General features: G+C 68.9%; 9 protein-coding genes. All 9 read right to left on the bottom strand.

Annotated elements, in window-relative coordinates; genetic code table 11:
* Nucleotides 1–141: 141 nt before the first annotated feature.
* The 9 genes from uvrB to VFR64_17700 all read right to left on the bottom strand — a co-directional run bounded on the left by uvrB (nucleotide 142) and on the right by VFR64_17700 (nucleotide 12,388).
* Nucleotides 142–2,169, bottom strand: a complete 2,028-nt coding sequence (gene uvrB / locus VFR64_17740) for an excinuclease ABC subunit UvrB (protein ID HET9491584.1) — start codon at nucleotides 2,167–2,169, stop codon at nucleotides 142–144.
* A gap of 51 nt (nucleotides 2,170–2,220) precedes the next feature.
* The gene (locus VFR64_17735; GenBank protein HET9491583.1) at nucleotides 2,221–2,769 is read right to left on the bottom strand and encodes an HNH endonuclease; all 549 of its coding nucleotides are present in this window, start codon (nucleotides 2,767–2,769) and stop codon (nucleotides 2,221–2,223) included.
* Between the two features lie 33 nt (nucleotides 2,770–2,802).
* A complete protein-coding gene (locus VFR64_17730) occupies nucleotides 2,803–3,732 on the bottom strand; it encodes a proline dehydrogenase family protein (protein ID HET9491582.1) in 930 nt (309 codons plus the stop codon).
* Nucleotides 3,729–4,670 (bottom strand): Ppx/GppA phosphatase family protein, encoded by a 942-nt coding sequence (locus VFR64_17725; GenBank protein HET9491581.1) that lies wholly within the window; start codon nucleotides 4,668–4,670, stop codon nucleotides 3,729–3,731. The genes VFR64_17730 and VFR64_17725 overlap by 4 nt, the downstream gene beginning before the upstream one ends.
* Nucleotides 4,671–4,755: 85 nt before the next feature.
* Nucleotides 4,756–5,154, bottom strand: coding sequence for a cytochrome c (locus tag VFR64_17720; GenBank protein HET9491580.1), 399 nt, complete (start codon nucleotides 5,152–5,154; stop codon nucleotides 4,756–4,758).
* A gap of 81 nt (nucleotides 5,155–5,235) precedes the next feature.
* Nucleotides 5,236–6,639 (bottom strand): FAD-dependent oxidoreductase, encoded by a 1,404-nt coding sequence (locus VFR64_17715; protein HET9491579.1) that lies wholly within the window; start codon nucleotides 6,637–6,639, stop codon nucleotides 5,236–5,238.
* Between the two features lie 72 nt (nucleotides 6,640–6,711).
* The gene (locus VFR64_17710) at nucleotides 6,712–8,346 is read right to left on the bottom strand and encodes an MFS transporter (GenBank protein HET9491578.1); all 1,635 of its coding nucleotides are present in this window, start codon (nucleotides 8,344–8,346) and stop codon (nucleotides 6,712–6,714) included.
* On the bottom strand, nucleotides 8,271–8,570 hold the full coding sequence (locus VFR64_17705; GenBank protein ID HET9491577.1) for a hypothetical protein: 300 nt from the start codon (nucleotides 8,568–8,570) through the stop codon (nucleotides 8,271–8,273). Before VFR64_17705 ends, VFR64_17710 begins: the two co-directional genes overlap by 76 nt.
* 152 nt (nucleotides 8,571–8,722) lie before the next feature.
* Nucleotides 8,723–12,388 (bottom strand): adenosylcobalamin-dependent ribonucleoside-diphosphate reductase, encoded by a 3,666-nt coding sequence (locus VFR64_17700; GenBank protein ID HET9491576.1) that lies wholly within the window; start codon nucleotides 12,386–12,388, stop codon nucleotides 8,723–8,725.
* Nucleotides 12,389–12,448: the final 60 nt, after the last annotated feature.

The raw sequence follows: 12,448 nt of genomic DNA, 5'->3' as shown, positions 1-12,448 counted from the left end.
ACGGGCGGTATGTACTGGAAGGGGCCCCGGCGAGGGTAGAGCGGCACCGATGTCAGCAACTCTCATCACGCCGGTGATCGTCCGCCAGCGGTGATTCCGGCGGGGCACGGGCGGGCGATAGCCCGGGTGCCCGTGCCCTGTTCAAGCAGTCTGCAGCTTCTTCAGGGCGCGGACACGGTCGCGCAGCTCGGCGGCCTGCTCGAAGTCCAGCCGGCGGGCGGCTTCGCGCATCCGGGTCTCCATCTCGGCGATGCGCTGGGCCAGCTCGGCCGGCGTGGCGAAACGCTCCTCGGCGGGCGCCGCGACCTCGACGGTGTAGTAGTCGCGCTCGTAGACCGTCTGCAGGAGCTCCCGGATGGAGCTCCGGATCGACTCGGGGGTGATGCCGTGGGCGGCGTTGTACTCGGCCTGCAAGGCCCGCCGCCGCTCGGTCTCCTGGATGGTGGCCGCCATCGACTCGGTGATGTGGTCGGCGTACATGATGACCTCGCCGTTGACGTTCCGGGCGGCCCGGCCGGCCGTCTGGATCAGCGAGGTGCCCGAGCGCAGATACCCTTCCTTGTCGGCGTCGAGAATGGCCACCAGCGAGACTTCGGGGATGTCGAGGCCTTCGCGCAGCAGGTTGATTCCGATGAGGCAGTCGAACTTGCCCAGGCGGAGGTCGCGGATGACGGCCACGCGGTCGAGCGTGTCGATGTCGGAGTGCAGGTAACGAACACGCAACCCGGCCTGCTGGTAGTACTCGGTGAGGTCCTCGGCCATGCGCTTGGTCAGCGTGGTCACCAGGACCCGTTCCTCCCGTTCGGCCCGGACCCGGACCTCGTGAAGGAGATCGTCCACCTGGGAGGTTGCCGGTCGCACGGTGATCCCGGGATCCATCAGGCCGGTGGGCCGGATCACCTGCTCCCCCACGGCCCCCCCGGCCATCTCGAGCTCGTAAGGGCCGGGCGTCGCCGACACGTAGACCGTCTGACCGGTGAGTCGGGTGAACTCCTCGAACGTGAGGGGTCGGTTGTCGAAGGCCGAGGGCAGGCGGAAGCCGTACTCCACGAGGGCTTCCTTGCGGGACCGATCGCCGTAGTACATCCCGCGCAGCTGGGGCACGGCCACGTGGCTCTCGTCGATGATGACCAGCGCGTCGGTGGGCAGGTACTCGATGAGCACCGGCGGCGGCTCCCCCGGCCGGCGCCCGGTGAGGTGCCGGGAATAGTTCTCGATGCCGTGGCAGTAGCCGAGCTCCCGCAACATCTCCATGTCGAAGAGCGTCCGCTGCTCCAGCCGCTGGGCCTCCAGCAGCCGGTTACGCGACCGCAGAAACCCCAGACGCTCCTGCAGCTCTTCGTGAATCGTCTGGAGCGCCCGCTCCAGCTGGGCGGCCGGGGTGACGTAGTGGCTGGCCGGATAGATCCGGACGCTGTCGAGCTCCTGGGTGACGGCGCCCCGGAGGGGATCGATCTGGCGGATGGCGTCCACCACGTCGCCGAACAGCTCGACCCGCAAGGCCAGGCTCTCCTCGTTGGCCGGGAAGATCTCGACGACGTCGCCGCGCACCCGGAACGTTCCCCGGTGGAAATCATAGTCGTTGCGCTCGTACTGCACGGCGATGAGGCGGCGGATGATCTCGTCCCGGTCCATCCGCTCGCCGGTCCGCAGGCCCACGTGCATCTCCTGGTAGGTCTCGGGCGCGCCGATGCCGTAGATGCACGACACCGAGGCCACCACCACCACGTCGCGGCGTTCCATCAGCGAGCGCGTGGCCGAGTGGCGCATGCGGTCGATCTCGTCATTGATGAGCGCGTCCTTCTCGATGTACGTGTCGGACTGGGGAATGTAGGCTTCCGGCTGATAGTAGTCGTAATAGGAGACGAAGTACTCCACCGCATTGTGGGGGAAAAAGGCCTTGAACTCGCTGAAGAGCTGGGCGGCCAGCGTCTTGTTGGGCGAGAGCACCAGCGTGGGCCGGCCCATCCGGGCGATGACGTTGGCCATGGTGTACGTCTTCCCCGAGCCGGTGACCCCGCGCAGGGCGACGTGGCGGCGGCCTTCGCGCAGGTAGTCGGTCAGCCGGGCGATGGCCTGGGGCTGGTCCCCCCGCGGGGGAAAGTCCGAGGTCAGCCGGAAGAGGGGGCCGGGTTCACGACTCTCCTCACGCGAACGAGCGGTAGCCACGGGTGATTCCGGCGGGGCACGGGCGTGGCGACAGCCCTGCCCGGGCCCTGTTCAGAGCGGCGCCGAGACGGCCACCAGGTACTTGCGCCAGGAGTCGAGCAGCGAAGTCGCGTGAGGGTGCTTCAGCATGTGGGTGGAGAACACGAACTTCGGATGCACCGGCTCGCGCAGGAGCCGCATCCCGGCGTCCTCCAGCAGGCGGTTGCCCTTCTTGAGGTTGCAGCGCAGGCAGGCCGCCACCACGTTGGTCCACGACGTCTCGCCGCCTCGCGAGCGGGGCAGGACGTGGTCCACGGTCAGGCGCTCGCCGCGTCGGTTGCAGTACTGGCAGGTGTAGCCATCGCGGCGCAGGATGTTCTTCTTGTTGAAGGCCACCCGATCGACGAACGGCTTGCGGATGTAGATGGCGAGCCGGATCACGGCGGGCAGCGCGAAGATGACGGACGGTGAGCGCACGACGCGGGGAGACGCCTCCACGGCTTCGGCCTTGCCGGCCAGCAAGAGCGTGATCGCGCGGCGGGCGTTCGTGAAATGCAGCGGCTCGAAGGTGGTGTTCAGCACCAGGACCGCGACATCGTCCATCACAGTGGCTCTCAGCATATTCGGGGCTGCCGGTGGTGTCAAATCAGCCCGTCAGCGGCGCCAGAGATTACGCAGGAGAAACACGAGGTTAGCGGGACGCTCGGCCAGGCGCCGCATGAAGTACCCGTACCAGTCCTCTCCGAACGGCACCAGCACCCGCACGGACAGCCCGCGAGCGCGCAAGGCGCCGGCCAGCTCGGGACGGATGCCGTACAGCATCTGGATCTCGAAGCGATCGGCGCCGACGCCACGCTCGCCGGCGAGGCCCTCGGCATGAGCGATGAGCCGCTCGTCGTGGGTGGCGAACCCCGTGTACACGCCCTGGGCCAGGGCGTCGGGGGCGAGCAGGCGGTCGGTCAGGTGCGCGAAGGCACGGTCGACGTCCCGCCGGTCGGGAAACGCGATCGCCGCCGGCTCGCGGTAGGCGCCCTTGCACAGCCGGATGGTGGAGCCCAGCGGAATCAAACGCTCGACGTCGTTCGGCGTGCGACGCAGGTACGCCTGGACGACGCAGGCCGCGTTTTCGTATCGCGGGCGCAATCGGGCGTAGAGGGCGAGCGTACGGTCGGTGTAGGACGACGACTCCATGTCGATCCACACGCGAGTGCCGGTCGCTCGCCCCTGCTCCAGCACGCGGGTGAGGTTCGCCACACAGACCGCCTCGCCAAGGTCGAGCCCGAGATGGGTCAGCTTCAGCGAGGGCAGCGCGACCAGCTCCCGACGCTTGATTTCGGCCAGCAGGTCTACGTACCGGGTCGCCGCATGCTCGGCGTCGGCGGTGGCCCGCACGTTCTCGCCCAGACAGGTGACGGCGCCCCACAGGCCGCGGCGGTTCAGATCGGCCACGACGGCCAGCGCCTCTTCGGCCGTCGTGCCCGCGACGAAGCGGCGGACGAAGCGCCGCGTGGCGGGCAGTCGATCCATCCAGTCGCCGATCCGCGGCCGGGTCGCCAGCGCCAGCAAGAGCGTGCGCAGGCTCATCGGTGGCCCTCCAGGGCCTCGGCCAGAATGCCTTCCCGCAGTCCCCAGTCGCTGACCACGACGGCGTCGGCCCCGATCACGTCGAGCGCGGTCAGCGTGATGGCGACCCCGGGGACGATGAGGTCGGCCCGCCCCGGCTCCAGGCACGGCAAGGCGGCTCGCTCCTCGACGGTGAGGGCGCCCAGGCGGTCCCGCAGCCGCTCCACGACGGCGCGCGGGAGCCGGTGGCCGTGAACACGGCCGGCATCGTATCGAGTGAGGTCGAGGTCGAGCGCGGCCAGCGCCGTCACGGTCCCGGCGGTACCGACGAGCTCGCGCGCCCCGGCCCGGCGGATGGCCGGCGGCAGCTCCGCGACCAGGCGCCCACGGACGAGCTGCTCCAACTCGCGGTAGCGTGGCCAGTCCACGGCGCGGGGAAACTGGTATTGCTCGGCCAGCCCGACCACGCCGAGCCGGAGGCTGGCCGACGCCACGACGCGGCCGTCGGCGGCCAGCACGAACTCGGTGCTCCCGCCCCCGATGTCGAAGGCCAGCAGCGGCCCGCCCGGCCAACCGAGGCCCCGCACGATTCCGAGCAGGGTGAGCCGTGCTTCATCCTCGCCGCTCACGACCTGGACCGCCGCGCCGATCGCCTCGAGCGCGGCACAGAAGTCCGGCCCGTTGGCCGCCTCGCGAACGGCGCTGGTCGCCACGATGCGAACGTCTCCGGCGCCCGCGCGTCGGGCGCGCGCCAGGTACGCGGAGACCACCGCGCGCGTCCGCGCCATCGGCTCCCCGCCCAGGCATCCGCGGCTCGCCAGCCCCTCGCCGAGCCGGGTGACCGTCTGGTCCTGGTCGAGCACCCGCCAGGCTCCCGCCCGTTCGGCTTCCACGACGAGCAGGCGCACGGTGTTCGTGCCGAGGTCGATACTGGCCAGCCGCCACCCCGCAACCGTCACCGCTCACCGACAAACGAACGCCCCGGAACCGCCAGACCGTGAGGATGGCAGCCCCGGGGCGCGGCAGACAGCCGGAGCCGGTGGGTTACTTACCCTTGAGCGTCCGGATGTAGTTGACGATCTCCCAGCGGTCTTTCTCGGGCAGGTGCTTCCAGGGCGGCATGGCTCCGCGGCCATTGGAGATCTTCCAGAAGAGCTCACCGTCGGCCTCGCTCTGGACCTTCTGCGACGTCCAGTCCGCGGGCTTGGGGGGCGGCAACGCGGCCGCGGCCGGGCCGTTGCCCTTGCCGCCTGGCCCGTGACAGGGCACACAGTTCGTGTCGATGTTCTTCTTGGCGCTTCCTACACCCTTGACCGGGTTCTTCATGGCCTTCGCCGATGCCGGGGCCTTCCACTCGCCCTGGGCCAAGGCGCCGCCGACGCCCGCGCCGGTCACCACGGTGACCGCCGCCACCATGGCCAACACCCTTCCGAGCCTCGTCATGCTGCCTCCTCTCGAGTTCGTGACGGCGTTCACAACGTCGAGCCCATTTACCACCTAGGACGGAAGCGGTCAAGGCGCTATTCAGCGGCCCAGCGCGGCGAGCATGTCTTTGATGCGCGTGAACTTCACGCGCGGGCGCCTGAGCGGCCGACCCCGCGCGATCTCGAGCCCGTCGAGCCGTCGCCAGTCGCCGTACGACACGCACTCGATCTGCCGTTCCCGCACCAGCTGCTCCACTGCCTCGGCGCCTGGCGCCGCGGGCGCCTGGACCCGGCCCAGGCCGAGGTCCTCCATCATGCAGGCGACCGTCTCCACGGCGTCCGGTTTGTTAGTGCCGATCACGCCGGTGGGGCCGCGCTTGATCCAACCGGCGACGTATTCCCCGACCCGGGGCTGGCGCGTGGTCGGGTCCACGACGCGGCCTCGCACGTTGGGGACGACGCCGGTCGCGTCCTGGAACGGCACGTCCGCGAGCGGCAGGCCCCGGTAACCGACCGAGCGGAAGACCAGGCCGGCCGGCAGGTCCTCGAACTCGTCGGTGGGCTTGGCCACCAGGCTCCCCGTGTCCGTTGCATACAGCCGGTTCTTCACCAGCCGGATCGCCCTGACGCTCCCGACCTCGTCGCCGAGCAGGGCCACCGGCGACACGAGAAAGCGCACGATCAGCCGGCGGGGCTTCCCCGTGGCCGGCCGGCGGGCGAACTCTTGCAGGATCTCCATCTTCTTGCGGGTCGCGCGGTCCGGATCGCGCTCGAGGGCCGCCCGGCTGACAGGATCGAGCTCGACTTCGTCGGCCCGGACCACCAGGTCGGCGTTGGGCAGCTCGCCGAGCTCCTTGATCTCCGGATTGGTGAAGGCCGCCTGGGCCGGTCCCCGACGCCCCAGCAGGTAGACCTCCTTGACCTGGCTCTGGGCGAGCGCCTCCAGGGCATCCTCGGCGATGTCGGTGCGCGCCAGCTCCTCCGTCGAACGACAGAGGATCCGCGCCACGTCGACGGCCACGTTGCCCACGCCGACGATGGCCACGCGTTCCTGCGTCAGATCGAACTGGCAGTCGCGGTAGTCGGGGTGCCCGTTGTACCAGGCGACGAACTCGGTGGCCGGGTGACTGTTCTTGAAATCCTCGCCGGGAATGCCCATCCGCCGGTCCGTCTGAGCTCCCGTGCAGTAGACGATCTGGTGGTAGTGCCGCCGGAGATCGTCCACGCTGATGTCGCGGCCCAGCTCGACGCAGCCGAAGAAACGGAATCGGGGATGGGCGGCGATCTTGTCGAAGGTGGTGGTGACGTTTTTGATCTTCTGATGGTCCGGCGCCACCCCGAGGCGGACCAGCCCGTACGGCGTGGGCAGACGGTCGAACATGTCCACGTCGACGACGACCCCATCCTGGCGCAGGAGGGCGTCGGCCGCATAGTAGCCGGCCGGCCCGGCGCCGACGATCGCGACGCGGAGCGGACGCTCCGGGGTTCCCGGGCGTGCCGTCACGCTGCGCTCGCGCGCCGCTGCTTCGAGAGCGTGTGCAGAGTCTTCACGATGGGTGCGCGGAATACCTTCATCTTATCGGGCGCGCCGCCCGACTGCCAGCCAACAAAGCGTGGCAGCCATGCCGTAGGCGCCGGCGATGTGGGCGCTGACGGGGTCGGGCGCTGCCCAGGGCCAGAACAGCGCCCCGTTCGGCAGCGGCGAGTGGATGACGCCGCAGAGCGTGGCCAGGCTAGCGGCGGCCAGGACGGCGCACGCGATCCCCGCCTGGCGCTCGAGCATGGCGACCAGGGCCCACGCCCATAGCACCGCGGTGACAATGAAGCCGTTCCCCAGCACGACCAGCGCGGCCCAGGTGGCGCCGGCGTCGCCAGACAGATCGGCCGGCGTCTTGCCGAGAGCGCCGAGCAGGCTCCCGCCGACGATGAGCACGACAGCCGCGGCGACGGGCAGGAACGCCAGGGCCACGGCCGGACCGTGCCGGGCCGGCGAGGCCTGGAAGGCCTGGGCGGTGATCTCGAGCCCGATGAAGATCAGGATCGGGGCCACGGCGGCCTCCGGCAGGACCGTCATCAGCGCCGACAGCGCGCCCAGCGCCGCGCCCACGCCGATCACCAGGCCGGTCGCCAGCGTGTACCCGGCCCGGGCGCCCATGGCCTTGTAGGCCGGATGCCCTATGTAGGGCGTGTTCTGCACCACACCGCCGGCCACGCCGGCGGCGATGGTAGCCAGCGCTTCGGTCATGAGGATGTCGCGGGTGCGGTACTCGTCGCCGGCCGCCGCCGCCGACTCGGTGTTGTCGATCCCGCCGATCACGGTCACCAGCGCGAAGGGCAGCGCGATCGACAGGTACGGCAGCGCGGCCGGCAGCGCGGCCATCCAGGCCAGCGACGGCCACGGCAGCGCCAGGCCCAGTCCCGCCACGGGCAGCGCATGGGCCGGCGGGGGCCCGCCGAGACCCGCGCGTAGCCAAAAGATCCCTGCGCCCGCCGTGACGGCGGCCAGGGCTCCGGGCATGCCGAACGGCATGCGAACGCCCCCGAAGAGCGCCAGGCACAGCACGGCCAGCGCCACCAGGCCCACGACGGGATCGCGGAACACCTTGAGCGCGGGCAGGAAGGCGATCATGAGGATCCCCACGCCGGCGATGGAGCCGAGCAGCGCGGCCCGTGGCACGGCACGCCGGGTCCACTCTCCAGTGAAGGCCAGGCCCGTCTTGACCAGTCCGATCGCGATCGTCATCGCCATGCCGACCTTCCAGGCCAGGTCCGGATCCCCCGTCGCGAGCTTCACTGGCCCCAGGACGCCGAATACCATCGCAAACAGCGTCGGCGTATCGATTCCGAACGGCATCGCCGTGACGTCGTCGCGGCCCGTCCGTCGCATGAGCCGGAGCGCCAGCCACGTGTAGGAGAGATCGCCGATCAGCACGCCGAGCGCGGTGCCCGGCACCATCCGCGTGAGCACGAGCTCGGATGGAAACCCGAAGACGCCGATCAGCAGGCTGGCCAGGATGACGAGGTTGGTGGTGTTGTCGAGCGCGAGACCCAGCAGGCCGTTGAGGTCGCCGCTGCCGATCCATCGGCCGGGACGGGCAGCGGCGGGGGTGGGGGGAGCGGACGTGGCGGTCGTCGCTACCGTGCCCCCGGTTCCCTCGCCTGGACGAGGGCCCGGGCCCCCGCCCGGACCTGCTCGGCCAGGCCGCGGCACCAGGCCAGGCTCCCGCGATTGTCGGCGACGTCCTTGTAGTCCAGCTCCCACGGCGCCGAGAGCCGCTCGCCCAGTCGCAGACGTGCTCCGTACGAGCGGCCCTCGCGTCCGTCGCCGGAATCGAACACGATTTCTACGCGCGGATCATCACGTTTGGCGTGCGAGATGAGGAAGTTCTTGAGCCACCGCGCGACCTCCTCGTACGAGCCACCGGAGAACGACATGCCGTCGGAATTGTAGCACCGGCTCGCGGACGTTCTGCTGTTCGAGCGCGGGCTTTGCCCGCGAAGCCTCTTGGGGGAGGCTTCGGAGGAGGCTTCGGAGGGAGCCGTCGCCCCCCAAAGGGCGCGCCTGTGAATGGCCCCCTCCGACGAAATCAGCACTCGTTGTACCCGCAGCTCAGGCACTTCTTGCAGCCTTCCTCGTAGATGAAGGTCGCCTGGCCGCACTCTTTGCAGAGGTCCCCGATGTTCTTCTTGCTGCTGGCGAAGACCGCCGTTAGCTGGGCGGGCTTCAGCTCCCCGATGTGCTCGGCCAGGGTCCGCGCGACGGCGTCGGGCAGCGAGAGGATCTTGGCCGGCCCGAAGCCCGTCGGCTGGCCTCCACCGATCCGGCTCAGCTGGCTGATGACCTCTTCGAGTCGGCGCTGCGCCGAGAACGGTGAAGGCAGCCTGAGGATGAGCGAAATCAGGCGCCCCAGCGCCTCCGCCACCGCCATGGTGTCGGAGCCGCCCTTGCCGACCTGGACGAAGACCTCGAACGGCTCCTTGTCCTGCGTCTCGTTGACCGTGATGAAGGCCGTCCCGATCGGGGTCTCCATCCGGTACGTCGTGCCCTGGAGGCTGTGCGGTCGGGGCTTGATCGTCACCGGCCCCGTGGCCGCCGGAGCCGCGGCCAGCGCGTCCTTCTTGGGGGCGCCGATGCCCACATTGAGGACCTGTTCGCCCTTGCAGCCATCGCGGAACACCGTGATGCCCAGGCAGCCCAGCTGCCAGGCGAGACGATATGCGCTGGCGACGTCCTCTTCGCCGGCGGCGTTGGGCAGGTTGATCGTCTTGGACACGCCGTTGTCCGTCGACCGCTGGAACGCGGCCTGGTGCTGGACGTGCCACTCGTACCCGATCTCGTGCGAGGTCTTGAACACCCGCTGGGCCGCGTCCGGCATGCCGGGGATGCCGTGTAGCGAGCCGCGGCGGGCGATCTCCTGCATCAGCGCGTCGGAGAACCACCCCTGCTCGCGGGCGATCGCCTCGAAGGTCTCGTTGACGAAGGTGAGCACGCGCTCGCCGTCCGGCTGCTTGACCCGGTGCTCGAAGGCCAGCGCGAAGATGGGCTCGATTCCGGACGAGCAGCCGGCGATCATCGAGATGGTGCCGGTGGGCGCGATGGTGGTGACGGTGGAGTTGCGCATGGGTCGGCCGTGCCGGTAGATGGAGCGGCTCCAGTTCGGGAACGGCCCCCGCTCCTCGGCGAGCTTCGCCGCCTGATCGTGCGCCGCGTCCTTGACGAAGGCCATCAGCCGCTCGGCCAGCTCGATGGCCTCCTGGCTGTCGTAGGGAATGCCCAGCAGGAACAGCAGGTCCGCCCACCCCATGATGCCCAGGCCGATCCGCCGGTTGGCCTTCACGGTGGCGTCGATCTCCGGCAACGGGTACGGGTTCATCTCGATCACATCGTCGAGGAAGCGCACGGCCAGGCGGATGACCCGCTCCATCTCCTCCCAGTCGATCGTCCACTCGCCGGCCGGGCTGCGCCGGGCGAACTTGGAGACGTTGAGCGATCCCAGGTTACAGGCCTCGTTGGGCAACAACGGTTGCTCTCCACAGGGGTTTGTCGCCTCGATCTGCCCGATCTCGGGGGTGGGGTTGGCCGGGCTGGCGTTGATCCGATCGATGAACACCATTCCCGGATCGCCCGTACGCCAGGCCGCGCGCACGATGCGGCTGAACACCTCCTGGGCCGACAGGCGTCCCACCACCTTGCCCGTGTGCGGGTTGATCAGGTCGTAGTCCTCGCCCTTCTCCAGCGCGTCCATGAACACGTCGGTGGCGGCCACGGAGATGTTGAAGTTGGTGATCCCCCCGTCCAGCTTGCATTCGATGAACTCCAGGATGTCGGGGTGATCCACCTTGAGGATCCCCATGTTGGCGCCGCGACGCGTGTTGTGGCTCACGAAGCCGTTGGCGACGTAGGTGTTGTTGGCAGGCACGGAGAGATCCAGCGTGAGGGACTCACCCTCCTCGATCTTGGTCACCTGATCGTAGAACTGATTGTTCGTGAGGAGCCAAGTGACGGTGGGATGCTCACGAAGGGCAGCATACTTCTCGGCGAGTCTTTCCAAGCGAGACCGAGTCAGATGACGGGGCGCGCTCACGCCTGGCAAGTAGTGTTGCAGCGCGCGATAGAGCCGAGGATCGGCCCCCCGCGATCCCCGCCCGGGGCCGCTGCCTCGTCCCGGCCCCCCATAGAGCGAGCGGAGCAGCGCTCCCTGGAAGGGAAGGACATCGTTACGCTCCCAAGCCTTCTTCAAGCCTCGCGCGAGCCGCTCCGTCTTCTTGGCCGAAAAGAAGCCGACCGTGTCGGCGAATCGCTGAAGACCGTCGCAAGTGATGATCCGGAGCCGATGCAGGGGCTTGCCACCGAAGGCGCCAGCCCGGCGCTCCACGACCGAGACGCTGGACGGAATGCCCAGGGCGAGGAGGAGTTGCTGGACATCCTCGACGAGCGCCTGCGAAGTGCTGCTCAACGAGGAATAACCGTCAATCGAGATCGTGCCATCGGCTGTGAAGAGGCCACGCAATACGCCACGGGCAAACTCCGGGCCGGCGGTGAAGGCAATCTCTGGCAACCGCACCTCGCTCGCCGAGGGCTTCTCGACCCCCATGACCTTGAGCCAACTCACCAGGGTCGTCGAGTTGAAGAAATAGTTGTCGGAGGCGTCATCGGGCTTGCTCTGCCGGATCGGATGAAGACCAAACAGCTGGTCGGCAATCTGCAGGAGCCAGGTCGCGACATCGGGTTCGGTCTGGCCGACAGTCAGAATCAACCGGCCAGTGCCCCGGGCGTTGACCGAGATGGCTCCATCTCCCAGGCAGTATCCGATGAACTCTCCCAAGGCTCTCGTCGGCGCTTGGGGAATGCGAATCGCCGTCGCGTTGGGGTGTTGCCTCGCGGTGAAGGCGGGGAACCGGAACCCCTCGATCGGAAGGTAGCCGCCCTTCTGCAGGGCGACCCAGTCGCCCACCTTGAGGTCTTCGAGCGCTTTCCAGACGTACCGCCCTTCCTCGTCGATCACGCGCAGGCGATGCTCGAGCGTACCGGCGACCGTGTAGCCATGCCGCGTCCGAACGCGACGGATCAGCGCAACACCATGGTTGTAGAACTCGTCGGATTCCTTGGCACCCTCGTCGGTCGCAACCAGCAGCCGATCGGCGTGGCGATGCCAGGTATCCGCGGGAGCCTCGGCGGGACCGAGCGCGCGAATCTCGACGATGCCGCGGCTCGTTGAAACTCGGGTGTCCGGAGTAACGCATCCCCCCTGTTTCACGGCCTCCGTGGCGCTGTTGAAGACGCGGAGAAACGATACGGGACCCGAGGCGCGCCCGCCGGTCGAGGCGACCAGATCGTCCTTGGGACGAAGGCGCGAGAATGCAAAACCCGTTCCGCCCCCGCTCTTGTGGATTATCGCCGCCGCTTTCACCGAATCGAAGATCTCCTCCATGGAGTCGCCCACGGGCAGGACGTAGCAGGCCGAGTATTGCAGCCCGTTGCGCTTGCCGGCGTTCATGAGGGTCGGGGAGTTGGGCAGGAAGTAGCTGCCCACCATCATGTCGTAGAACGCTTCGGCCACCTCGCGCACGGCGGCCGCGCTGCGCCCGTAGCGCGCCTCGCCGGCCGCGATGGACTGCGCCACCCGCCAGCACATCTCCTCCGGCGTCTCCACCACCTTGCCGTCCTGGCGCGTGAGGTAGCGCTCCCGCAAGACCCGGAGGGCGGGTTCGGTCCATTTGCCGACTTTGGCCGGGCGGCTCTCCGATAGCATCCTGTGACCTCCTCTGAAGCGCCTCGACGAGGCCGTCGCCAAGGTGGCCTGGCCGCCGGC

This window comes from Candidatus Methylomirabilota bacterium (genome assembly GCA_035709005.1).
GTDB lineage: Bacteria > Methylomirabilota > Methylomirabilia > Rokubacteriales > CSP1-6 > 40CM-4-69-5.
Note: the sequence above shows the minus strand (reverse complement) of the source record. Positions and strands in the feature narration are given on the sequence as shown.

Bases quoted from the DNA above. Each gene is read 5' to 3' on its own strand.
- VFR64_17735 (HET9491583.1), bottom strand. From the start codon at position 2,769: ATGCTGAGAGCCACTGTGATGGACGATGTCGCGGTCCTGGTGCTGAAC.
- VFR64_17730 (HET9491582.1), bottom strand. From the start codon at position 3,732: ATGAGCCTGCGCACGCTCTTGCTGGCGCTGGCGACCCGGCCGCGGATC.
- VFR64_17720 (HET9491580.1), bottom strand. From the start codon at position 5,154: ATGACGAGGCTCGGAAGGGTGTTGGCCATGGTGGCGGCGGTCACCGTG.
- VFR64_17705 (HET9491577.1), bottom strand. From the start codon at position 8,570: ATGTCGTTCTCCGGTGGCTCGTACGAGGAGGTCGCGCGGTGGCTCAAG.
- VFR64_17700 (HET9491576.1), bottom strand. From the start codon at position 12,388: ATGCTATCGGAGAGCCGCCCGGCCAAAGTCGGCAAATGGACCGAACCC.